Source organism: Aestuariibius violaceus (genome assembly GCF_040779325.2).
Lineage (GTDB): Bacteria > Pseudomonadota > Alphaproteobacteria > Rhodobacterales > Rhodobacteraceae > Aestuariibius > Aestuariibius violaceus.
Map to the genome: position 1 here is coordinate 106,020 of NZ_JBFONT020000002.1, position 21,695 is coordinate 127,714.

Genomic DNA, 21,695 nt, shown 5'->3' on the forward strand with positions numbered 1-21,695 from the left:
TTCACCTTCGGAGCGGATACCGGATAGGCTAGATCGCATGTCGATCTGGAGCCGGATTCTGGAAGCCCTGTCGGCCCTGCGCGCAGGCGAGGGTCTGTCGGCGCTGTTTGACCGGTTCCGCACGCCGCCGGAGCGGTCGGTGGCGTTCACCATTGCTGTCATCGCGCTTGGGGCGAAGATGGCGAAAGCCGATGGCCTTGTGACGCGGGACGAGGTGACGGCGTTCCGCGAGGTCTTTCACATCGGTGCCGAGGACGAGGCGGGGGCTGCGCGGGTCTTCGATTTGGCCCGCAAGGATGTCGCTGGGTTCGAGGATTATGCCAAGCGCATCCGGGGGATGTTCGAGGGCGGCGAGGACGCTCTGGTGGATCTGGTGGAAGGGCTTTTCCACATCGCAATGGCCGATGGGGAGTATCATCCGCACGAAGACGCGTTTCTGGAACGGGTCGCGGATATCTTCGAGATCGGGGATCCCTGTTTCCGGCGGTTGAAGGCGCGGTTCGTGCCGGATGCGGAGCCGGACCCCTGGGATGTCTTGGGCCTCGATCACGCCGCTTCCGTCGATGAGGCACGGGCGGCCTGGCGAGCGCTGGTGCGGGAAACGCATCCGGATGCGATGGTGGCCCGCGGGGTGCCGGAAGAGGCGGTGAAGCTGGCCGAGAAGCGGATGATCGCGATCAACCGCGCGTGGGAGGCGATCTCGGAAGGGCGCGTATGAGGATCGCGACTTACAACGTCGAGTGGTTCTCGTTTCTCTTTGATACGGACGGGACGCCGTTTGATGACGGCGAGTGGTCCAAGCGGCACGACGTGACGCGGGCGCAGCAGTTGGCTGCGGTGGGACGGGTGTTTCAGGAGATGGACGCCGATGCGGTGATGGTGATCGAGGCGCCGCATACCTCGAAACGGCGGTCTGGGACGGTCGCCATCGAGGGGTTCGCCGAGCGTTTCAGGCTGAGGGCGCGGAAGGCGTTGAGCGGGTTCTTCAATGAAACGCGGCAGGAGATCACGCTGCTTTATGACCCTGGCCGGGCCGTGGCGGAGCATGATCCGAAGGGCCGGATCACCGGCAAGGACGGGGCGGAGGGCGCGCCGCGCTTCGACGGGGTGCTGCGCTATGACCTCGATATCGATGCGGCGCCGGAGAAAGTGGTGTTCTCGAAGCCACCGCTTGAGGTGGCGTTCCTGCCAGTGGACGGCCCGATGCTGCGGCTGATCGGGGTTCATGCCAAATCGAAGGCGCCGCACGGGGCGGTGACGCTGGACGAGATCATGGCGGTGTCGATCGCGAACCGGCGCAAGCAGCTGGCCCAGTGCGTCTGGATCCGGCGGCGGGTGGAAGAGCATATGGAGGGCGGCGAGCCGGTGATCGTTCTGGGCGACTTCAATGACGGACCGGGGCTGGACGAATACGAGCAGCTTTTCGGGCGGTCGGGGGTCGAGATCGTGCTGGGCGAAGGGGATGGCGTGCGGATGATGGAGCCGCACGCGAAACGTGCCTTGAGCCGGAGGCTCAGCGCTATGCCGACAACCGCCCGGTTCTGGATCTCGAGCGAGCAGCGGTATCTGTCTGCTCTTATCGACTACGTCATGCTCTCGCCGGATCTGCGCGCCCATCATCCGCGCTGGCGCATCTGGCATCCCTTCGATGATCCGGTCTGTTTCCAAGACCCGGAATTGAGCCATGCGCTGCTGACAGCGTCAGACCACTTTCCTGTCTCCGTGGACCTCGATTGGACTGTCGTAGGATCTTGATTTGGGATTTGCCGCCAGATCGCTTATATTGAAGCCATGAAACAGTTCATCGCTGCCATGTTTGCCGTTGGCCTTGCCGCCGTTCCGATGACCCTCCCTGCTCAGGACGCGGAGCCCGAGGATGAGGGCGGGTTCAGCCTCATGGAAGAAGGGGCGCAGCTGTTTTTCCGCGGTCTGCGTCAGCAGATGGAGCCTGCCCTGGACGAGCTTGAGGGGCTGAGCCGCGATATTGGTCCGCAGATGCGGGAGCTGATGTCCGAGATGGGTCCTGCCTTGGCTGATCTGATGTCGCGGATCGACGACATGCGGAATTACGGCCCGCCAGAGATCCTGCCGAACGGCGATATCCTGATCCCGCGGAAACCGGAGGCGCCTGAGTTGAACCTGGATGGGATCGAGATCTAGGGCCGGTCTCGCCGCTCATGAAGACAACGCTTTTCGAGGTCTCGACACGCGGGCAGGGGCTTTACGAGATCACGCATCAGGTTGCCGATTGGGTCGCCGGGGATGGTGTCTTGACGCTGTTCGTGCGGCACACCTCCTGCTCTCTGCTCATTCAGGAGAACGCCGATCCTGAGGTTCAGACAGACCTAAAGGCGTTTTTCGCGCGGCTTGTCCCGCCCACCACTGATCCGTCGATGTCCTATCTGACCCACACCTATGAGGGCCCTGACGATATGCCCGCGCATATCAAGGCGGCGCTTCTTCCCGTCTCGTTGCAGATCCCCGTGATTGATGGGCGCATGGCGTTGGGCACCTGGCAAGGGATCTATCTGTTCGAGCATCGCGACGCGCCGAAGCGGCGGGAGATCGTCGCGATGCTTGGCTGACGTCAGTCGTCTTCGAGGACGAAAGTGACCATCATGTTGACCTGATAGTGGTCGATCTTGCCGTTTGTGACCCGAACGGTCTGCTCCTTCACCCAGGCGCTTGTCACGTTGCGCAGGGTCTTGTTCGCGCGGTCGATGCCTTGGGTGACGGCGTCTTCGAAGCTGTTTGGCGACGTGGCAGAGATCTCGGTGACGCGGGCGATGCTCATGGGACAGTCCTTTCGCTTGGACGGGCGGCAGACGGCCCGTCCGGTTGGCTTGAACTTTCCATGGTAGCACATCCAAGAGTGGGCGGCTTGACCGCTGTCATGGGCCTAGTTGTTGGGCATCAGGAAGACCTCGCGGATGCAGTTGCGCGGGTCGGCGTCCAGCGCGAGCATCGCGGCGTCGGCGACATCCTCGGGCTTGAGCTTGTCGGGGCGGGGTTCGTCGAAGAAGGGCGTGTCGACCATGCCCGGCGCGATGACGGTGCAGCGGCCGCCCCATTCGCGGACCTCTTCGGCGAGGTTGCCCGCGTAGCCATGGATGAACCATTTGGTCGCACCGTAGATCGAGCCCTTGATGTGGCGGCGCCCGGCGGCGGACCCGGTGAAGAGGATGTGGCCCTTGGTCTTCTTGAGCTCCGGGATTGCGACGCGGGCGGTGAAGAGGGCGGCCATGATGTTGATATGGATCATCTGGTGCCATTCCTCGGGGTCGCCCTCGACCGTGCCCGGCTTGTCGAGGCCCTTGCCCGCATTGGCGAAGGCGGCGTCGAGCGCGCCGAATTTCTCGACGGTCTTGGCGACAGCATCAGATTGAGCGTCGAGGTCGGTCGCATCGCCTGGCACTGCAAGAGCTTGATCGCCAATCTCGGAGGCGAGCGCGGTCAGCTTTTCTTCGCTTCGAGCCATGAGCGAGACATTCCAGCCAGAGCCGGCTGCGGCCCGTGCGGTGGCAGCGCCGATGCCCGAGGAGGCGCCGGTGATGAAGAGTGTCTTGGCCATGATCTGCCCCTTTCGTCGTCTTGGACCTGTGTGGGCAGGTAGGGCGCTGTTGCGTTCCGGCCAACTCTAGGTCTTGGGGCAGGATTTCGCCTCTACCCAATCTCTGGATGCGCTTCTATAGTGATGTGGGAGACGGGGTTTGGACCCCAAGGGCAAGAGATCGAGGGACGTCCATGCGCTGTCCGTTTTGCGGAAATGTCGACACTCAGGTGAAGGATTCACGGCCTGCGGAGGATCACGTGGCGATCCGAAGACGCCGGTTTTGTCCGGCCTGCGGGGGGCGGTTCACCACCTATGAGCGGGTGCAACTGCGCGATCTGGTGGTCATCAAATCCAACGGTCGGCGCGAGGATTTCGACCGCGACAAGCTGGAGCGATCAATCCGGATCGCGCTTCAGAAGCGGCCGATCGAACCTGAGCGGATTGACCAGATGATATCCGGCATCGTGCGGCGGCTCGAGAGCATGGGCGAGACCGATATCCCGTCCAAGACGATCGGTGAGATCGTGATGGAGGCGCTGCACCGGATAGACACGGTCGCCTATGTTCGGTTTGCCAGCGTTTACAAGAACTTCCAGGCGGCAGACGACTTCGACAAGTTCGTGGCAGAGCTGCGGCCGGACGAACCAGCCGACGATAAATCCGAGACGTGACACGCGCGTCGGACGCGCGGTTCATGGCGCTGGCGCTGTCTTTGGGGCGGCGCGGGTTGGGGCAGGCTTGGCCCAACCCGGCGGTGGGCTGCGTGATCGTTCGCGACGGTTGGATCGTGGGGCGGGGCTGGACCCAGCCCGGTGGGCGGCCCCATGCGGAGCGGGTAGCTTTGGATCAGGCCGGGGAGGCGGCGCGCGGGTCGGATGTCTTCGTGACGCTGGAGCCGTGTGCCCATCATGGAATGACGCCGCCTTGTGCGAATGCGCTCGTCGCAGCGGGTGTTGCGCGGGTCGTGGTGGCCTTGGGCGATCCGGATCCGCGTGTGTCGGGGCGGGGTTTGAAGATCTTGCGGGAGGCGGGGATCACGGTGGAGACCGGCCTGATGGAAGACGCCGCGCGGGCGGATCAGGCGGGGTTTCTGAGCCGAGTCGAACGCGGCCGGCCGTTGGTGACCTTGAAGCTCGCAACCTCGGTTGACGGTCGGATCGCGACGGGCTCGGGGGAGAGCCAGTGGATCACGGGGCCGGAAGCGCGGCGGGTGGTTCATGGGATGCGCGCGCGGCATGATGCGGTGATGGTCGGTGGCGGGACGGCGCGGGCGGATGATCCGTCTTTGACGGTCCGGGGGCTGGGCGTGATGCAGCAGCCGGTGCGGGTGGTGGTCTCTCGGCGGGCGGATATTCCGGCAGACGGAGGGCTTGCACGGACGGCGCGAGAGGTACCGGTTTGGGTGTGTCACGACGCTGATGCGGCTCTTCCAGGGGTGCTGGCCGATGCGGGTGTCGACGGGCTGCCTTGTGCGGTTCGGGGACGGAATGTGGAGATCGGGTCTGTGCTGAGCGCGCTGGCCGAGCGGGGCATCACGCGAGTTTTCTGCGAAGGCGGCGGGTCGCTCGCGGCGTCGCTTTTGCAGGCGGATGTGGTGGACGAGATGGTTGCGATGACGGCCGGGCTGGCTCTGGGTGCGGAGGGGATCCCTGCGCTTGGCGCGCTGGAGATCTCCAAGCTGGCAGAGGCGCAGCGGTTCGAGCTGGCCGAGCTTCGCCCGGTGGGCGGGGACGTCATGGCGCGTTGGGTGGCGTGCCGCTAGGACAGCGTCAGCCAAATTTGGCTCAGTTTCGGTTTTTCAGGGGTGCGGCGTTCTGTCTTCGTGATAGGACGGCCCTCCATTTGAGTCGCGGGAATTTCGAGATGTCTGCCCAGCTATCCATGACCCGCTCTGCCCTGATTCTGGGGCTTCTCGCCGCTGTCGGTCCCTTCGCGATCGACATGTATCTGCCTGCGCTGCCTCAGATCGGGGCGGCTTTGGGCACCGATGTTGCCGCGATGCAGGCGACGTTGACGAGCTATTTTCTGGCCTTCGGCTTGGCCCAGCTGGTCTATGGGCCGTGGGCGGATCAGGCGGGGCGGAAGGTGCCGCTTTATTTCGGCCTGGGGCTTTTCCTGGTCGGCACGGTGGCGTGTGCGCTGGCACCAAGTGTCGGTTGGCTGATCGTGGCTCGATTTGTCCAGGGGTTGGGCGGAGCGGCGGTGATGGTGATCCCGCGGGCGATCATTCGGGATCTGCATACGGGCACGCAGGCGACCAAGCTGATGGCGCTGGTGATGCTCGTGATTTCGGTCTCGCCGATGCTGGCGCCGCTCGCCGGAAGTGGGCTGATGGCCTTGGGCGGGTGGCGGACGATCTTTGCCGTGCTCGCCATAGCGGCCCTGGTGAGCCTCGCGATCACCGCGTTCGTCCTGCCGGAGACTTTGGAGGATAAGGACCGGGTGACGGTCAATGCGCGCTCTCTCTGGAAGAGTGCGGGGGTGCTGGTGCGCGATCCGGTGTTTATGGGGCTGACCTTTATCGGCGGGTTCGGGATGGCGAGTTTCTTCGTCTTCATCGCAAGCGCCGCTTTCGTCTATACAGATACGTTCGGGCTGACGCCGACCGGGTTCAGCATTGCCTTCGCGATCAATGCGGCGGGGTTCTTTGCGGCCTCGCAGACAGCGGCGCCTTTGGGAGAGCGGATCGGGCTGGCCCGCGTCGTGCGGATTGGGGTCGTTGGGTTCGCCGTCTTTACTGCGTTTCTCTGCGCCCTGGCGCTGGCCGGTGCGGCAAGCCTTGCCGTCGTCGTGGGCGTGCTCTTCTGCGCCAATGCATGCCTGGGGCTGGTGATCCCGACGACGATGGTCATGGCGCTTGACGATCATGGAGAGATCGCGGGGCTGGCTTCGTCGCTGGGTGGAACGCTGCAGATGGTCGCCGGCGGGGTCGCGATCATGGCGGCGGCGCCGTTCTTCGACGGGACGGTTACGCCGATGGCCGTCGCCATCGCGGGCTGCGGTGCGGCGGCACTGGTCCTGACAATGGTGACGTCGCCGCGGATGCGCAGGGCACCCGCGGCCTGATCACTCCGCCGCGCGAAGCGGCGTGTCGAGCGGCAGTTCCTTTTGGTCGTTGTCCTCTGCCGGTTCGTTGGTCGGTGCAGGTTGGATGTCGTCCTCCCACAGGATCTCAGGCGCCTTGACGCGCCGCGCTTCGCGGTTGAGCGCCCAGTCCCGGGCGGCCTGGCTCGACCGGCCCATGGAGAAGCGGGCCAGCAGGCGCGCCATCCAGTGGAGATAGGTGCTGAACCAGACGCGGATGGCGAGCATTGAGGGCGTCATGACGAGTGTCAGCACAGTCGCGATGCCGAGGCCGAAGACGACGGCGGTTGCCAGCTGCTTCCACCAGAGGGCTGTCGGGCTGTCGATTGAGTAGCCGCCGCCGATGAAGTCGAGCGAGAGGCCGAACATCATCGGCGCGAGGCCCGCCATCGTGGTGATGGTGGTCAGAAGCACGGGCCGGATACGGCTTTCAGCGGTGCGCGTGATCGCCTCGATCCTTGGCATGTACTTCTCGTATTCCTGGTAGGTGTCGATCAGCACGATGTTGTTGTTCACCACGATGCCGGCCAGCGCGACGATGCCGGTGCCGGTCATGATGATCGAGAAGGTCTGGTCCATGACCAGCATCCCGATCAGCACCCCGGTGGTGGAGAGGACCACGGCCAAGAGCACCAGGATGGCGTTGTAGAACGAGTTGAATTGGGCGAGCAGGATGATGAACATCAGCCCGAGCGCCCCCAGGAATGCGCTGGAGAGGAAGGCCTGGCTTTCCTCCTGTTCTTCCTGGTCGCCGGTCCAAGCCCATTCGACGGAGTTCGGCAACCCGGCCTCGTTCTCCAGCCAGGGCGTCAGAAGCGCGATCCGTTCGTTGGGGTTGATCGGAACCGTTGCGAGCGTGCCGTTCTCCTCTGCCGCCCGCAGATCGGTGAGGCGGAGATCGGTCAGGTAATGCGTAATGACGTATCGGGTGCCGTCACCGCGCTGGAGGATCGGACCAGAGGCTTCTTCACCCGTCTCATCGGTGACCACTTGCCCGACCGCCGCGGGTTCGCCTTCGACGTTGAGGTTGAAGAGCCCCGGGCCGACATCCGCTTTGACGTCGTAGTAGCGCTGCTGGTCGACGCGGTCGATCTGGGCGAGCTTGGGCACCGGCGTGCGGGTGATGAAGTTCGACAGCGGGACGAGTCCCTCGCTTGTCCGGACCCGGAGCGTATCGAGGGTCGAGAGCACACGCTGCTCTTCCGGCAGGCGGACGCGGATGTCGATCTCTTCGTCCGATGTATCGACACGCATCGTGTCGAGCAGGATACCGCGGGTCACGAGTTGGACCATCGCGCCAACCGTGGCGACGTCGGCACCGAAGCGACCGGCCTTTTCGACATCGACATCGATCTGCCAGTCGATGCCGGGCAGGGGCAGACTGTCTTCGATCAGGATGAGACCCGGCGTCTCTTCGAACCGGTTGCGGGTGATGCGGACCGCCTCGCGCAGGTCTTCGGTGTTGTCACCCCGGATGCGCAGATGGACCGGCTTGCCGGAGGCGGGGCCCTGTTCGAGCGCAAGGATCTCGGCCTCGAAACCCGGCAGGCCGGCAAGCTGCGCGTTCAGTTCGTCGATCACTACGTCGCCGTCAAGCTCCGGACGATCGGCGCGGTCCTCCCAAGCAATCGTTTCGAACTGGACCTGGCCGACCGTATCGGGCGGGATGGCGGCGCCCGAGGCATCGGTGTTGAGCCCGCCGTCGCCGGCGAAGGAGAAGGTGTTGATGACGCCGGGATGGGCGATCACGATCTCTTCCACCTGACGCACCATCGCATCCTTTTCGGTGAGCGAGAGGTTGCCGCGGGCCCGGACATAGACAGTGCCCTGTTCGGGCTCGCTTTCGACGAAGAACTCGACGCCGTTATTGTTGGCGTCGAAATAGCCGAAGACGCTGATCACGAAGAAGATGATCGCGCCGATGGTGACGATCGGCATGATCGGATTGCCGGCGATGAAGTGGGTGAACCTACCGAAGAGCGTGCGGCGGTACCCGGCGCGTATCGTGCGCGGTTTGCGCTCGATCTGGACGGCGCCGAGCGTGACGGAGGTTGCGAAAGCGCCGAAGAGGAAGATCGCGGCACCGGTCAGGCGGGCCATGGCGGCAGGCGCATCTTCAGGCAGGATGTAGGCGGGGTTGAGCGTCTGCATCGCGCCGATGAAGACAATCATCCAGGCCACAGGGACGAGGGCGGCCCGGACGACCCAAGGCAGGCTCCGCTTGAGCGCGTCGGACGTGTTGCCGAACGTGCGTGACAGCCGGCCCGTAACGCCGCCCATGACGGGCAGGTAGACGAGGGCGACCACCAGCGAGGCGGACAGCACGAAGATCAGCGTGACGGGGAGCATTCCCATGAACTCGCCCGGGACGCCGGGCCAGAAGAGCATCGGCAGGAAGGCGCAGAGCGTCGTCGCCGTGGACGACACGATGGGCCAGAACATGCGCTTGGCGGCCTCCACGTAAGCGTGCATGGGGCCGGTGCCTTCCTTGATGCGCTTGTCGGCGTATTCAACGACGACGATCGCACCGTCGACGAGCATGCCCACGGCGAGGATCAGGCCGAACATCACGATGTTCGAGATCGAGATGCCCATCACCGCCAGCAGTGCAAAACAGAGGAGGAACGACGTCGGGATCGCGAACCCGACGAGTAGAGCCGGGCGGGTGCCGAGCGCCGCAAGGACGACGATCATGACGAGCGCGATGGCGGTCAGAACCGACCCTTCGAGCTGACGGACCATGGAATCGACCGTGCGGCTCATGTCGTTGGAGACGCCGACGAGGATTGCATCCTGCAGTTCATCAGGCCAGGTCGCCTGTTCGGCCTCGACCGTGTCGCGGACGAGCTGCGCCGTTTCGATGACGTTGAAGCCCTTGCGCTTCACCACCTGCAGCGCGACCGTGTTTTCCCCGTTAAAGCGGGCGGTTCCGGCGCGGTCTTCGAAGGTCAGGTGGATCGTCGCGAGATCGCCGAGGGTGACGACCCGGTCGCCATTCGTCTTGACCGGCAGGTTGTAGACGTCGCGGGGTTCATCGAAGCTCGACGGGATCTTGACGGAGAACGTGCCCTGGGGCGTGTCGACCTCGCCTGCGGCGACGAGCAGGTTGTTGTTGCTGACAACGTTGATCAGTTCGTTTGCGGTGACGTTGTAGGCCTCGAGCCGGAGGGGATCGATCGTGACCTCCAGCATCTCGTCACGCTGGCCGGCAAGGCCCGCTTCGAGGATCGCGTCGAGGCTTTCCAGCCGGTCCTGCAGATCCTTGGCCACCTGCACCAGCGTGCGCTCGGGCACGGCGCCGGTGAGGTTCACGATGATGATGGGGAATTCCGAGAAGTTGATCTCGGTGATCGTGTATTGCTCTGCCCCGTCGGGAAAGTCCGCTTCGGCATTGTTCATCGCCTCGCGAACATCGGCCATGATCTGGGTCTTGTCCCAGCCGAATTCGAATTCCAGCCCGATCCCGGCAAAGCCTTCGGCGGCGGTCGCCGTCATCTCTTTCAGGCCGTCGAGATCGGCAAGCTCGGTCTCCATCGGTTTGACGAGGAGCGTTTCGCTGTCTTCTGCCGAGATGCCCGGGAAGGGGACCGAGACGAAGAGGGCCGGGATCTCGATATCCGGCTCACCCTCTTTGGGGAGGTTCCAGTAGGAGTAGCCGCCGACGACGAGCGACAGCACGATGAAGGCGATGACCATACGGGCGCGGGAGGCGGCCCAGTCGACGATGCCGGTCATTGTCCGGTCTCCTCGGATGCGGATCCGTCTGGTTGTGGCGGCAGCTCGTCGGTCATGACCGGCGTTTCTTCGGGTGTCTGGGGGTCGCGAAAGGTGACGTCGACCGGGATGCCGTCGCTGACGAATTCCTGACCGACGACGATGACTTCGACGGTGTCGTCAAGCCCGCCCAGCCACACGCCCTCGACCGTGTCGCGCAGCAGCGTGACGGGCACGAAGAGGGCCGTCTGATCGGACGCGACGGTGCGGACGCCCAGATCGCCCTGATCGTTGAGGGTCAGCGCCGATTGCGGCAGCAGATGCGCCTGCACACCGTCGGCCTGCACGATGATCTCGGCGGTCTGGCCGTCGCGGATGGTCAGATCTTCGTTGGCAACCTCGACCTCCACCCGGAAGGTGCGGGTCGTATCGTCGGCAGAGCGGCTGAGGAAGCGGACGGAGCCCGCGACTTCCCGGCCGGAGGCGAGGCGGGCGAAGGCAGGCGCGCCGACCCCGATCCGGCTGACCTCAGTTTCGGGGACGAAGCCGACGAGTTTGATCGGGTCGAGCTGGATGACCGTCGCGCAGAGCGATCCGGCCTGAAGGAGCGACCCGATTTCGGCCGTATCGGATTCCAGAAGGCCGGCGAAGGGCGCCATGATCCGCAGCCGCTCGATCTCGGTCTCGGCGGCGGCGACAGCGGCCTGTGCTCCTTCGGCTGCGGCTTCCGCTGCGGCGAGGCGGGTTTCGGAAGCGAAGCCGCCTTCGCTCAGACGCTGGGCAGCGTTCAGTTCGATGTTCGCCTCGGCAAGGCCTGCGCGGGCTTCGGCCAGCGACGCCTCGCGGGTGCCGGGGTTAAGTTCGCACAGAAGATCGCCTGCTTCGACCGACGCGCCGCTGCGCAGCGGATCGGAGATGACGAGGCCCGACGTTTCTGCCCGCACCTCGACCTGGCGCGCGGCCTCGGTCTCGCCCCGCATGAGGACGCCGTCGTCGATCTGGCGCGCCTCGGACTGGACGGCGACGACGCTGATCCGGCGCAGTTCATCGGCGATTTCGTCATCATCACGGGCGGCGATGGGCGTGGCTTGGGCAAAGGCAAGCAATGCCTCCCGCTCGAAAATCATGAGGTAGAGGAAGCCTGTCACCAGAAAGGCGGTGAGGATAGGAATGAGTCTCATGTGGGCCTTCGATCTTGCTCGCTTCTCTCAAGACACGCGTCCTGGAATGCGTCTGGCGCGGTGTCTATCACCTTAACATAGGATGTTATAGACTAAACTAACCAGTTCAGATCACCATTTCTTTCACATGGCTGCGAGTTTTCGCCGCTCTGCCGTTTTTGAGAGCAGCCTATCTGCGGCCCCTTGGCTTTTGCAGGCGCTTCACGCTATCACCCGCGCATGTCCGGAGGCTGGGTCCGGCAGGAGAGATTAGTGAGCAACAACGACAGCTTCATTGACGAGGTCAGCGAGGAGTTGCGCCGGGATCGCCTGTATCAGGCGATGCGCAAGTATGGCTGGATCGCGGTGGTCGCGGTGCTTGTGATCGTGGGCGGTGCGGCGTTCTATGAGTTCCGGTCGTCGCAATCGCAATCGCGGGCGCAGGCTTTCGGCGATGCGGTGCTCGCGGAGCTGGGCACGGCCGACCCGTCGGCTGCGGATCTGGCGGCGATCGAGGCGGACGAGAGGGCGGCGCCCGTTCGGGCGCTTCTTTCGGCCGGTCTGGCGGTCGAAAACGGCGTGCCGGAAGAGGCGGCGCAATATCTCGAAGGGCTGGCCGTCGATGGCGAGATGCCGGTGCTCTACCGGGATCTGGCGGCGCTGAAGCTCGCCATGACGCAGGAGCCGGGCGCCGACCGGCGCACCGCGCTCGAGGCCCTTGCAGTGCCGGGGCGGCCGTTCCGGCTGCTTGCGGCGGAACAGCTGGCCTATGATTTTCTTGCCGTGGGCGAGACCGAGGCGGCGATGCAGCGATTGCAGGCCATTGCCGACGATGCCGAGGCGACGCCGAACTTGCGCAGCCGGGTCAGAGGCGTGATTGTGGCCCTTGGCGGAGACCCGGATGCGGCCGCCGGGACGGGCGGTTAGGCCCGAAAGGCGGAACGGAAGGGCAGGCGTGAAAGCAAGCTGGATCATTGCGGGATGTGCGGCGCTGGCGCTGCTGGCGGGTTGTGCCGAGCGGGAGGTGATCCTGCCGGGGGAACGTCTGGATGTCCGGGCCCTGTCGGGCGGGGCAGAGGTCCCTGTCGAGGCCGACCGCGCCTTGCCGATCGCGCTGCCCGCGCAACGGGCGAATGCGGAGTGGACGCACCGGAATGGTGGGCCGCAGCACCGGATCGTGCATCCGGCGCTGAGCCAGTCGCTGAGCCCGCTTTTCAGCACGCGGATCGGCGAAGGCGACAGCCGCCGGGCGCGGATTACGGCCGATCCGGTCGTTGCGGGCGGGCGGATCTTCACGCTCGACGCGCGGTCGCAGGTCACGGCGGTGGCGACGAATGGCGGGGTGCTGTGGAGCCAGGATCTGGCCCCCGCGCTTGACCGGCGGCGCGATGCGTCGGGCGGTGGGCTGGCCTTCGGGGCCGGGCGGCTTTTTGTGACGACAGGGTTCGGGGATCTAACGGCGCTCGACCCGGCCTCTGGTCAGGTTCTCTGGGTTCAGGAACTCGATGCGCCGGGCGGGTCGGCGCCGACGGTCTTCGGCGATCTGGTCTATGTCTCGGCCCGCGATAGCCGCGCCTGGGCGGTGGAGGTCGAGACCGGCCGCGTGCGCTATACGATGACCGGCGCGCCTTCGACCGCCAACTTCTCCGGCGGGTCCGGTGTGGCCGTGACCGAGGATCTGGCGATTTTCCCCTTCGCCTCGCGCGAGGTGATGGCGACGTTCCGGCAGGGCGGGCTACGGCGCTGGTCGACCTCCGTTCCGGGAGAGCGGCTGGGGCTGGCCGCCGCCGTGGCCGTCACGGATATCTCGGGCGATCCGGTCGTGGATGGCAATCGCGTGTATGTTGGCAACTACGGCGGGCGGCTCGTGGCGTTGGAACTGGGCTCGGGCGAGCGGATCTGGACGGCGACCGAAGGCGCGCTGAGCCCGGTCTGGCCGACGGGCGGATCCGTCTTCCTTATCAACGACTTGAACGAGCTTCTTCGCCTCGATGCCGAGACGGGGCAGCGCATCTGGTCGGTCGATCTGCCGAGCGAGATCACCCGGCGCTTCCGCGGCCGCGACAAGCGCATCCATGCCCATTACGGGCCGGTTCTGGCCGGTGGACGGCTGATCGTTGCGTCCTCGGACGGGGAACTGCGCAGCTTCGACCCGACTTCTGGGCGGCTCATCTCCTCCGTCCCGCTGCCTGGGGGGGCAGCGACCAATCCGGCCGTCGCGGGCCAGACGCTTTATGTGGTCAACAAGAACGGGCAGCTTCTGGCTTTCCGTTGAGGCGCGCATGGTGTAGGCGCCTCCTCTGATTTCGCGGAGGCGCGTTCCATGTCGTTCACCCTTGCCATTGTCGGGCGGCCCAATGTGGGCAAGTCGACGCTGTTCAACCGGTTGGTCGGCAAGCGGCTTGCGCTGGTCGATGACCAGCCGGGCGTGACGCGCGACCTGCGGGAAGGGGCCGCGCGGCTGGGCGATCTGCGGTTCACGGTGATCGATACAGCGGGGCTGGAAGAAGCGACCGACGAAAGCCTGCAGGGCCGGATGCGGCGGCTGACCGAGCGGGCGGTCGAGATGGCCGATGTGTGCCTCTTCATGATCGATGCGCGGGCGGGGGTTTTGCCGGCGGACCGGGTGTTTGCAGAGATTCTGCGCAAGAAGTCGGCCAAGGTGATCCTGGCGGCCAACAAGGTCGAGGGGCAGGCAGCCGATGCCGGGCTGATCGAGGCCTACGAGCTGGGGCTGGGCGACCCGGTGCCGATCTCGGCCGAGCATGGGGAAGGGATGGCGGATCTGCTGCAGGTGCTGACGCCGGTGGCGGAAGCGGCGGAGAGCCACGAGCCCGAGACCGAGGTCGATATCGACGAGGAGGTTGACGAGGGCAAACCGCTGCAGATTGCCGTGGTGGGGCGGCCGAATGCGGGAAAATCCACGCTGATCAACAAGATACTTGGCGAAGATCGTCTGCTGACGGGGCCTGAGGCGGGGATTACGCGGGATGCGATTTCAGTCTCGACCGTCTGGGACGGCACGCCAATGCGGATCTTCGACACGGCGGGGATGCGCAAGCGAGCGAAGGTGCAGGACAAGGTCGAGAAGCTGTCGGTTTCGGACGGGCTGCGTGCGGTGAAGTTCGCCGAGGTCGTGGTTGTCTTGCTCGACGTGGAAATTCCCTTTGAACAGCAGGATTTGCGGATTGCGGACCTGGCCGAGCGCGAAGGGCGCGCGGTCGTCGTCGCCGTCAACAAGTGGGATCTGGAGGACGAGAAGCAGGCGAAGCTGAAGGAGCTCAAGGAAGAGTTCGAGCGGCTGTTGCCTCAGCTGCGCGGGGCACCCTTGGTGACGGTGTCGGCCAAGACCGGCCGCGGCCTTGACCGGCTGCGGGAAGCGGTGCTGCGCGCCCATGAGGTCTGGAACCGGCGAGTCACGACCTCTCAGTTGAACCGGTGGCTGGCGGGGATGATCGAGATGCATCCGCCACCTGCACCGGGCGGGCGGCGAATCAAGCTGCGCTATGCGACACAGGTGAAGACGCGGCCGCCCGGGTTCGTGGTGATGTGTTCGGCGCCGGAGAAGCTGCCAGAGAGCTATTCCCGTTATCTTATCAATGGGTTACGGGACGATTTTGATATGCCTGGGACGCCGATCCGGCTGACCATGCGGTCGCAGGCGGACAAGAACCCCTATAAGGGAAAGACGAAGTCGACGCCGTCTCGGCTGCGGAAGCATCTGGGGAAGCCGCCGCTCAAGCCGTGACCCGCTGGCGTAACGGCAGGGCGGCGAGGACGAGGATCGCCGCGGCTGCGGCCAGCGAGATGCCGACATTGGCGTAGCCGTTGGCGGCGATGATTCCGATCAGCGCCCAGCCGATCGCGATCGCATAGGTGGGCACGCCGGGCCTGCGAAGCTGCACCGGCAGCGCGATGGCGAGCGCGCCGATCACCGCGATATAGGCCCAGCCGACCTGGTCAGTCAGGATGCCGTAGCCCGCCCCGATGCTCGCGAGCGACACGAAGGAGGCCGCCGTCAGCCAGCCCGCATAGAGCCCGACCGGCGCGGCCAGCAGCCAGCGGTCGCGCTGCGGGGCGCGGACCAGGGCGAAGACGGCGCCGCCCAGCATGACCCAAATGAGGGCCGAGGCGGCCTCGGACGAGCGTGTCGCGATCGCGAGCCAGGGAACGCCTGCGGCGAGGCTGATCATCAGCGGCGCCCGGGCCGCGTCCCAGTCCGTTGCGTCGGGCCGACGCAACGCCCCGAAAGCGGCAGAGACGACCAGCCAGGCGTAGATCACCCCCCAGATCGAGAACGCCCAGCCCGCGGGTTGCGCGGGCGGGTCGACCTGCGGGATCGGAAACTGGTCCGCCGTGAACCCCGTAAACGGGTCAGAGACTAGCGGCGAGACCGCGAAGGCGAGGGTGAGGGCCAGCGTTGCCCAGGCTTTCCATGTGTTCATGGACTGCAGTTAGTCATGAATTGCGGTAAAGAAAGTCTGACCGTTGCGGGCTTTGGTTTGGGGGGCGAGATGAAGCGCATCGCGATTTTCTTTGACGGAACGTGGAACCGGCATGACGCGCCGCATCAGACCAACGTGGTTTTGATGTCGCGGGCAGTGGCCCATAGCGACGCCGACGGAAACGTTCAGATTGTCCAGTACTATCCGGGCGTCGGCAGCGGACGCGGGTCGAGCCGGATCGCGCGGTTCTCGGACAAGATCCTGGGCGGGGCGTTGGGGATGGGTGTCGTGGATGTGCTGGCCGAGGCGTATCGGAACCTCGTTTTCAGCTATGAGCTGGGGGACGAGATATATGTTTTTGGCTTCTCGCGCGGGGCCTATACGGCGCGGATGTTCGTGGGATTGCTGCGGTGTTCGGGGATCTTCACGCGGCAATATGTGGGCGAGATTTCCAATGCCATCGCGCGGTTTCAGCAGCACCAGAAATGGACGGCACCCGATCACGAACGCAGCCTGAGCTGGCGGGCGGGGTTTGCGCCCTACACGGCCACGAGTGACGTCGACCTTGAGCAGCGGCTGGAGCGCGGGCTGCAAAGTATCAAGCTGGAGATCCCCTATGTGGGCCTCTGGGACACGGTGAAGTCGCTCGCCGTGCCGCAGACCGTGCCCGGGGCCCAGAAGTTCAACGAAAAGCCGCGGGCGTTCTTTGATCTGAAGCTGTCACGCATGGTGAAGGCGGCGCGGCATGCGATGGCCCTGGATGAAAGGCGGTATCTCTTCACGCCGGTAGAGTGGAGCAATCTCAAGGACTTGAACAGTCAGGCGGGCGAGGGGCGGCCCTTCCGGCAGGAGTGGTTTCCGGGGGATCATGGGTCGGTCGGCGGCGGCGGGGAAGTCGCGGGTTTGTCAAGCCATGCGCTGGAGTGGATCGTGGCGGGCGCGCGGGAGGCGGGGCTGCGGTTCTCGGAGCCGGATCTTGAGGAGGCGCTGATGCCGCGTGATGCGATGGCGCCGTTGACGAACAAGATCGGGGAGCAGGGGATGCTGGCGCGGGTGCTGGCGGCACTGACACAGGACAGGGCGGGGCCGCGAGGGATGGACGATCTGTCAGCCGTCGCCATGGAGCGGTGCCGTCGGGACGGGTCCTATCTGCCGCACCGGAGCTTGAAGGAGGTGCATCCGATGGTTGTCGCCGCCCTTCAGAAGGAGAACGACGACACGAGGGTCACATGAGCGTGCCGTCCGGGGCGATGCGGGTCTTGCCGCCCATGTAGGGGTGCAAGGTCTGGGGCAGGAGGACGGAGCCGTCCTCGCGCTGGCCGTTCTCGAGCACCGCGATCAGGGTGCGACCGACGGCCAGCCCCGAGCCGTTAAGCGTATGGACAAACTGGGGTTTTCCGCCATCCGCAGGCTTGAAGCGGGCGTTCATCCGGCGGGCCTGGAAATCGCCGCAGGTCGAGACGGAACTGATCTCGCGGTACTTGTCCTGCCCCGGCAGCCAGACCTCGATATCGTAGGTGCGCCGGGCGCCGAAGCCCATGTCGCCGGTGCAGAGGACGACGGTTCGGTAGGCAAGACCGAGGCGGTCGAGGATACCTTCGGCGCATTTGAGCATCCGCTGTTGTTCGTCGTCGGAGGCGTCGGGATGGGTGATCGACACCATCTCGCATTTCTCGAACTGGTGCTGGCGCAGCATGCCTGCGGTGTCGCGCCCGGCGCTGCCCGCTTCGCTGCGGAAGCATTGGGTGAGGGCGACGTAGCGACAGGGCAGATAGCTTTCCTCGATCGTCATCCCGTTCGGAATGTTGGTCAGCGGGACTTCAGCTGTCGGGATAAGCCATTGGCCGGTCGTGGTTTTATAGCTTTCCTCGCCGAATTTCGGGAGCTGTCCGGTGCCGTACATCATCGCCTCGTTCACCAGCACGGGGGTGATGGTTTCGGTCAGGCCGTTCTCGGTGGTGTGGACGTCGAGCATGAACTGGCCGAGGGCGCGGTGGAGGCGGGCCATGGCGCCGGAGAGGAGGACGAAGCGCGACCCCGAAAGCTTGGCGGCGGTCTCGAAATCCATGCCGGGTTTGACGGCGGGAATGTCGAAGTGTTCGAGCGGCGTGAAGCCGAAATCGGGGGGCGTGCCGCGGCGGTGAAGCTCGACATTGTCGTCTTCGTCTGCGCCGTCGGGGACGTCATCGTAGGGCAGGTTCGGCAGGCCCATGAGGAGGTCGGTGAGGGCCGCATCCTGCGCCTTCGCCTCGTCCGTCAGGCGGGCGATTTCGGCCTTCTTTTCCGCGACCAAGCTACGGAGTTCGTTGAACTTTTCCTCATCGCCCGCGGTCTTGGCCGCGCCGACTTCCTTGCTGGCGCGGTTCTGGTCGGCCTGGGCGGTCTCGGACGCGAGGATCTTGGCGCGGCGGGCCTCGTCGAGGGCCAGGATCTCGGACGACATCGGCGCGTGTCCACGGCGGACGAGGGCAGCATCGAAAGCCTCCGGGGCCTCGCGGATGGCGCGGATGTCGTGCATTGAGAGATCCCTTTCGCAACGTTCGGTGGGCGTATGCCGCATGTCGGCGCGGGGGGGAAGACGAATCGGGGTTAAGCCTCGTGTGGGTTGGAAAATGGACGGTCGGACTTTTGTCGGACTCCTGTCGGCCTTCCGTGGGGCATGCCGGGCGCGAAATCTTGGGTTAAGGCTACGCGCGGTGGGGTTTGGCAAGGTTCTGTTAGGGATGGGATAAGTGGCGGCTTATCGGTGATCGATCTTCCGCATTCGCCCCAAAGCCGTCCGGCAAGTGGATGCCAAACGGCTGTTTGCTGCGTCGCGAACCGGGTTCACTGCGATGCCGGTTTGCCTCCAGTCCAGGCAGGTTGACGCGGCCCCCGGACCACGTGCCAAGAGCCCGCGACGGGTCCTTTCGCTTTGGTCCGAGCAAGCAGATCCGGCAGGTCCGCGGCGAACGAAACATGGCGGCATCGAACGCCTTCAGAAGGCGCGGTGATTCTTTATTTTCGGCGATGACGGTCGGTTTGTCGCAGAGAGGATAAGGCAAGTATGGTGCCCTTTTGCATACGTTGGCATGCCTAAGACGGATCGGTTGACTCGAACGTGGCGAAGGCAACCCTCGGAAACCTCACGGCAAACTTGCCCGATAGTAAAGAAATTTACAGAATCGCGAGGCCGCCTCGTAAGGCTATTTACAAAAAAGACCATCTACTAAAGCAGCTAACGCCACACTTCACAAAATTGGGTACTTTCCTGTCTGAGCGCTGTCCGCCTGGAGGAGGCATCGGACCGGCGCGTCAGGGAGGTGTCATGACAGATCAAGGCCCGACGAGTGCGATTGGCGCGCCAAAAGGCGCAAGGCCGACGCGGCGTGAGACCGCGGATCGATCTGCCGGCATCCTTGCGACGCCCGTGACGGGCCCGGACGCATCGGGGGATGAGCGGAGGGTCGGCCACCCCTGCATCACGCGGGTCGAGAGATCTGCCTGACCGAGAGGGGCGTTCCCGAGGCGCATTCCATCAAGACATCTGACAACGAACTGCAATCAGCGAGGAGGCTCAAGCATGGTAGACCAACAGGTCGAAACTCCAGATGCCGCGAAGGAGACTGATGTCGGCTACTGGAGGACGAACATCCGCATCATCACGATCTGCCTGATCATCTGGGCCCTGGTCTCGTTCGGCTTCGGCATCGTCCTGCGGCCACTGCTGTCGGGCATCGAAATCGGCGGCACCGACCTTGGGTTCTGGTTCGCGCAGCAGGGGTCGATCCTCGTCTTCCTGGCACTGATCTTCTTCTATGCGTGGCGGATGAACCGGCTTGATAAGCAATACGGCGTGGACGAGGAGTAGACGCAGATGGATCAGTTCACCCTCAACCTGCTGTTTGTGGGCGCATCTTTCGCGCTCTACATTGGCATCGCAGTGTGGGCCCGGGCCGGGTCTACCTCTGAGTTCTATGCCGCGGGTCGCGGCGTTCACCCGGTCACCAACGGCATGGCGACCGCGGCGGACTGGATGTCTGCCGCCTCGTTCATCTCGATGGCGGGTCTCATCGCCTTTACCGGCTACGACAATTCCAGCTTCCTGATGGGCTGGACCGGTGGCTACGTGCTGCTGGCGCTGCTTCTTGCGCCTTATCTGCGCAAGTTCGGCAAGTTTACCGTGTCTGAGTTCATTGGCGACCGGTTCTATTCCAGCACCGCGCGCATGGTCGCGGTCATCTGCCTTCTGGTCGCCTCGATCACCTATGTGATCGGCCAGATGCAGGGCGTGGGCATCGCCTTCGGGCGTTTCCTCGAGATCGACGCCTTCTGGGGTCTGCTCATCGGGGCCTGTGTCGTGTTCGCCTATGCGGTGTTCGGCGGCATGAAGGGTGTCACCTACACCCAGGTCGCGCAGTATTGCGTGCTGATCACGGCCTACACGATACCGGCTGTCTTCATCTCGCTGCAGCTGACCGGCACGCCGATCCCGGCGCTGGGCCTCTTTGGCGAGCACACGACGTCGGGGGAGCCGCTTCTGACCAAGCTCAACCAGATCGTCACCGACCTGGGCTTTGCAGAATACACGGCGGCGCATGGGTCGACCATCAACATGGTGCTCTTCACCCTGTCGCTGATGATCGGGACGGCGGGCCTGCCCCACGTCATCATGCGGTTCTTCACGGTGCCGAAGGTGTCGGATGCGCGCTGGTCGGCGGGTTGGACCCTTGTCTTCATCGCCCTTCTCTACCTGACGGCTCCGGCCGTGGGGGCGATGGCGCGGCTCAACATCTCGGAACTGATGTGGCCGAACGGGACGAATGCCGAAGCGGTCAGCCTTGAGCAGATCGAGACGGACCCCGAATATGCCTGGATGGCGACATGGCAGAAGACCGGGCTTCTCGATTGGGAGGACAAGAACGGAGATGGCCTGATCCAGTACTACAACGATCAGAATGCCGATCTTCAGGCCCGTGCCGCGGAAAACGGTTGGGAGGGCAACGAACTGACCAACTTCAACCGCGACATCCTGGTTCTCGCCAACCCCGAGATCGCGAGCCTTCCCGGCTGGGTCATCGGCCTTGTCGCAGCGGGCGGCCTTGCCGCGGCGCTGTCGACAGCGGCGGGCCTGTTGCTGGCGATTTCCTCAGCGGTGTCGCATGACCTGCTCAAAGGTCAGTTCACGCCCAACATGTCTGAGAAGGCCGAGCTGATGGCGGCCCGCGTGTCGATGGCGGCGGCGATCGTGGTGGCGGTTCTTCTGGGGCTCAACCCGCCGGGCTTCGCGGCGCAGACAGTGGCCCTGGCTTTCGGTCTGGCGGCAGCGTCGATCTTCCCGGCGCTGATGATGGGCATCTTCTCGACCCGCATCAACAACGCGGGCGCGGTTGCGGGCATGCTGGCGGGGCTCGTGGTCACGCTGCTCTATATCTTCCTGCACAAGGGTTGGTTCTTCATCCCGGACACCAATTCGTTCACGGATGACAACCCGCTTCTGGGCCCGATCAAGTCGACCTCGTTCGGGGCGATCGGTGCGGCGGTCAACTTCGCTGTGGCCTACTTCGTCTCCAGCATGACGAAAGAGACGCCGCAACATATCAAGGACCTCGTCGAAAGTGTCCGGGTTCCGCGCGGCGCCGGTGGCGCGGTGGCGGGGCACTGACGCCCAACGGCATCCCCGCGCCTGGCGGTGTTGCCGGCCCCTTTGCGCTTCTGTCCTGTCCGCCTGATGGCGGGCAGGACGTCTTTTCGATAAGG

Annotated in this window: 19 protein-coding genes; 13 read left to right on the plus strand and 6 right to left on the minus strand. The window is 64.7% G+C overall.

Translation table 11 applies throughout. The annotated features are described in order from the left end of the window. Positions 1–37: 37 nt before the first annotated feature. From AADZ90_RS07675 to AADZ90_RS07690, 4 genes are read left to right on the plus strand one after another with little or no spacing between them, the layout of a single operon-like run. Positions 38–718 carry a TerB family tellurite resistance protein gene (locus AADZ90_RS07675; RefSeq protein WP_367311810.1) on the plus strand — a complete coding sequence of 227 codons (681 nt, stop codon included), beginning with the start codon at positions 38–40 and terminating at the stop codon, positions 716–718. After that, complete coding sequence (locus tag AADZ90_RS07680) at positions 715–1,755, plus strand: endonuclease/exonuclease/phosphatase family protein (RefSeq protein WP_367311809.1); 1,041 nt, start codon at positions 715–717, stop codon at positions 1,753–1,755. The genes AADZ90_RS07675 and AADZ90_RS07680 overlap by 4 nt, the downstream gene beginning before the upstream one ends. A 36-nt stretch (positions 1,756–1,791) precedes the next feature. Further along, positions 1,792–2,160 carry a hypothetical protein gene (locus tag AADZ90_RS07685; protein WP_367311808.1) on the plus strand — a complete coding sequence of 123 codons (369 nt, stop codon included), beginning with the start codon at positions 1,792–1,794 and terminating at the stop codon, positions 2,158–2,160. Positions 2,161–2,177: 17 nt separating this feature from the next. Then, the gene (locus AADZ90_RS07690; RefSeq protein ID WP_367311807.1) at positions 2,178–2,585 is read left to right on the plus strand and encodes a secondary thiamine-phosphate synthase enzyme YjbQ; all 408 of its coding nucleotides are present in this window, start codon (positions 2,178–2,180) and stop codon (positions 2,583–2,585) included. A 2-nt stretch (positions 2,586–2,587) separates the two neighbouring features. Here the strand turns inward: AADZ90_RS07690 and AADZ90_RS07695 are convergent, their stop codons facing one another. Both AADZ90_RS07695 and AADZ90_RS07700 read right to left on the minus strand, forming a co-directional pair. Beyond that, positions 2,588–2,794, minus strand: a complete 207-nt coding sequence (locus tag AADZ90_RS07695) for a dodecin family protein (RefSeq protein ID WP_367311806.1) — start codon at positions 2,792–2,794, stop codon at positions 2,588–2,590. A gap of 105 nt (positions 2,795–2,899) precedes the next feature. Beyond that, the gene (locus AADZ90_RS07700; RefSeq protein WP_367311805.1) at positions 2,900–3,571 is read right to left on the minus strand and encodes an SDR family oxidoreductase; all 672 of its coding nucleotides are present in this window, start codon (positions 3,569–3,571) and stop codon (positions 2,900–2,902) included. Between the two features lie 173 nt (positions 3,572–3,744). On the opposite strand from AADZ90_RS07700, the gene nrdR reads away from it, so the two are divergent. The 3 genes from nrdR (at position 3,745) to AADZ90_RS07715 (ending at position 6,619) form a co-directional block, all read left to right on the plus strand. Beyond that, positions 3,745–4,224, plus strand: a complete 480-nt coding sequence (gene nrdR / locus AADZ90_RS07705) for a transcriptional regulator NrdR (protein ID WP_367311804.1) — start codon at positions 3,745–3,747, stop codon at positions 4,222–4,224. Continuing rightward, positions 4,221–5,315 carry a bifunctional diaminohydroxyphosphoribosylaminopyrimidine deaminase/5-amino-6-(5-phosphoribosylamino)uracil reductase RibD gene (gene ribD, locus AADZ90_RS07710; RefSeq protein WP_367311803.1) on the plus strand — a complete coding sequence of 365 codons (1,095 nt, stop codon included), beginning with the start codon at positions 4,221–4,223 and terminating at the stop codon, positions 5,313–5,315. Before nrdR ends, ribD begins: the two co-directional genes overlap by 4 nt. 101 nt (positions 5,316–5,416) lie before the next feature. Beyond that, positions 5,417–6,619 carry a multidrug effflux MFS transporter gene (locus AADZ90_RS07715; protein WP_411996971.1) on the plus strand — a complete coding sequence of 401 codons (1,203 nt, stop codon included), beginning with the start codon at positions 5,417–5,419 and terminating at the stop codon, positions 6,617–6,619. On the opposite strand, the gene AADZ90_RS07720 is transcribed toward AADZ90_RS07715, so the two are convergent. Together AADZ90_RS07720 and AADZ90_RS07725 are read right to left on the minus strand one after the other, a co-directional pair. Then, on the minus strand, positions 6,620–10,372 hold the full coding sequence (locus AADZ90_RS07720) for an efflux RND transporter permease subunit (RefSeq protein ID WP_367311801.1): 3,753 nt from the start codon (positions 10,370–10,372) through the stop codon (positions 6,620–6,622). Continuing rightward, positions 10,369–11,532, minus strand: coding sequence for an efflux RND transporter periplasmic adaptor subunit (locus AADZ90_RS07725; protein WP_367311800.1), 1,164 nt, complete (start codon positions 11,530–11,532; stop codon positions 10,369–10,371). Before AADZ90_RS07725 ends, AADZ90_RS07720 begins: the two co-directional genes overlap by 4 nt. Before the next feature lie 252 nt (positions 11,533–11,784). On the opposite strand from AADZ90_RS07725, the gene AADZ90_RS07730 reads away from it, so the two are divergent. From AADZ90_RS07730 to der, 3 genes are read left to right on the plus strand one after another with little or no spacing between them, the layout of a single operon-like run. Continuing rightward, entirely contained in the window at positions 11,785–12,438 is a 654-nt protein-coding gene (locus tag AADZ90_RS07730) for a hypothetical protein (protein WP_367311799.1), read from the plus strand. A 28-nt stretch (positions 12,439–12,466) separates the two neighbouring features. Further along, on the plus strand, positions 12,467–13,786 hold the full coding sequence (locus tag AADZ90_RS07735) for a PQQ-binding-like beta-propeller repeat protein (protein WP_367311798.1): 1,320 nt from the start codon (positions 12,467–12,469) through the stop codon (positions 13,784–13,786). Positions 13,787–13,834: 48 nt separating this feature from the next. Then, a complete protein-coding gene (gene der, locus AADZ90_RS07740; RefSeq protein ID WP_367311797.1) occupies positions 13,835–15,259 on the plus strand; it encodes a ribosome biogenesis GTPase Der in 1,425 nt (474 codons plus the stop codon). Here der and AADZ90_RS07745 read toward each other — a convergent pair. After that, on the minus strand, positions 15,249–15,956 hold the full coding sequence (locus AADZ90_RS07745; RefSeq protein WP_367311796.1) for a TspO-related membrane protein: 708 nt from the start codon (positions 15,954–15,956) through the stop codon (positions 15,249–15,251). The genes der and AADZ90_RS07745 overlap by 11 nt on opposite strands. Before the next feature lie 69 nt (positions 15,957–16,025). Here AADZ90_RS07745 and AADZ90_RS07750 point away from each other — a divergent pair, with 69 nt between their 5' ends. Then, positions 16,026–17,189 carry a phospholipase effector Tle1 domain-containing protein gene (locus tag AADZ90_RS07750; RefSeq protein WP_367311795.1) on the plus strand — a complete coding sequence of 388 codons (1,164 nt, stop codon included), beginning with the start codon at positions 16,026–16,028 and terminating at the stop codon, positions 17,187–17,189. Here the strand turns inward: AADZ90_RS07750 and serS are convergent. Then, a complete protein-coding gene (serS, locus tag AADZ90_RS07755; protein WP_367311794.1) occupies positions 17,182–18,474 on the minus strand; it encodes a serine--tRNA ligase in 1,293 nt (430 codons plus the stop codon). The genes AADZ90_RS07750 and serS overlap by 8 nt on opposite strands. Before the next feature lie 1,044 nt (positions 18,475–19,518). On the opposite strand from serS, the gene AADZ90_RS07760 reads away from it, so the two are divergent. Both AADZ90_RS07760 and AADZ90_RS07765 read left to right on the plus strand, forming a co-directional pair. Beyond that, positions 19,519–19,806 (plus strand): DUF4212 domain-containing protein, encoded by a 288-nt coding sequence (locus AADZ90_RS07760; RefSeq protein ID WP_367311793.1) that lies wholly within the window; start codon positions 19,519–19,521, stop codon positions 19,804–19,806. Positions 19,807–19,812: 6 nt separating this feature from the next. Beyond that, positions 19,813–21,600 (plus strand): sodium:solute symporter family protein, encoded by a 1,788-nt coding sequence (locus tag AADZ90_RS07765; protein WP_367311792.1) that lies wholly within the window; start codon positions 19,813–19,815, stop codon positions 21,598–21,600. Positions 21,601–21,695 lie beyond the last annotated feature (95 nt).

Bases quoted from the DNA above. Each gene is read 5' to 3' on its own strand.
- AADZ90_RS07675 (WP_367311810.1), top strand. From the start codon at position 38: ATGTCGATCTGGAGCCGGATTCTGGAAGCCCTGTCGGCCCTGCGCGCA.
- AADZ90_RS07680 (WP_367311809.1), top strand. From the start codon at position 715: ATGAGGATCGCGACTTACAACGTCGAGTGGTTCTCGTTTCTCTTTGAT.
- AADZ90_RS07685 (WP_367311808.1), top strand. From the start codon at position 1,792: ATGAAACAGTTCATCGCTGCCATGTTTGCCGTTGGCCTTGCCGCCGTT.
- AADZ90_RS07690 (WP_367311807.1), top strand. From the start codon at position 2,178: ATGAAGACAACGCTTTTCGAGGTCTCGACACGCGGGCAGGGGCTTTAC.
- AADZ90_RS07695 (WP_367311806.1), bottom strand. From the start codon at position 2,794: ATGAGCATCGCCCGCGTCACCGAGATCTCTGCCACGTCGCCAAACAGC.
- AADZ90_RS07700 (WP_367311805.1), bottom strand. From the start codon at position 3,571: ATGGCCAAGACACTCTTCATCACCGGCGCCTCCTCGGGCATCGGCGCT.
- nrdR (WP_367311804.1), top strand. From the start codon at position 3,745: ATGCGCTGTCCGTTTTGCGGAAATGTCGACACTCAGGTGAAGGATTCA.
- AADZ90_RS07715 (WP_411996971.1), top strand. From the start codon at position 5,417: ATGTCTGCCCAGCTATCCATGACCCGCTCTGCCCTGATTCTGGGGCTT.
- AADZ90_RS07720 (WP_367311801.1), bottom strand. From the start codon at position 10,372: ATGACCGGCATCGTCGACTGGGCCGCCTCCCGCGCCCGTATGGTCATC.
- AADZ90_RS07725 (WP_367311800.1), bottom strand. From the start codon at position 11,532: ATGAGACTCATTCCTATCCTCACCGCCTTTCTGGTGACAGGCTTCCTC.
- der (WP_367311797.1), top strand. From the start codon at position 13,835: ATGTCGTTCACCCTTGCCATTGTCGGGCGGCCCAATGTGGGCAAGTCG.
- AADZ90_RS07745 (WP_367311796.1), bottom strand. From the start codon at position 15,956: ATGAACACATGGAAAGCCTGGGCAACGCTGGCCCTCACCCTCGCCTTC.
- AADZ90_RS07750 (WP_367311795.1), top strand. From the start codon at position 16,026: ATGAAGCGCATCGCGATTTTCTTTGACGGAACGTGGAACCGGCATGAC.
- serS (WP_367311794.1), bottom strand. From the start codon at position 18,474: ATGCACGACATCCGCGCCATCCGCGAGGCCCCGGAGGCTTTCGATGCT.
- AADZ90_RS07760 (WP_367311793.1), top strand. From the start codon at position 19,519: ATGGTAGACCAACAGGTCGAAACTCCAGATGCCGCGAAGGAGACTGAT.
- AADZ90_RS07765 (WP_367311792.1), top strand. From the start codon at position 19,813: ATGGATCAGTTCACCCTCAACCTGCTGTTTGTGGGCGCATCTTTCGCG.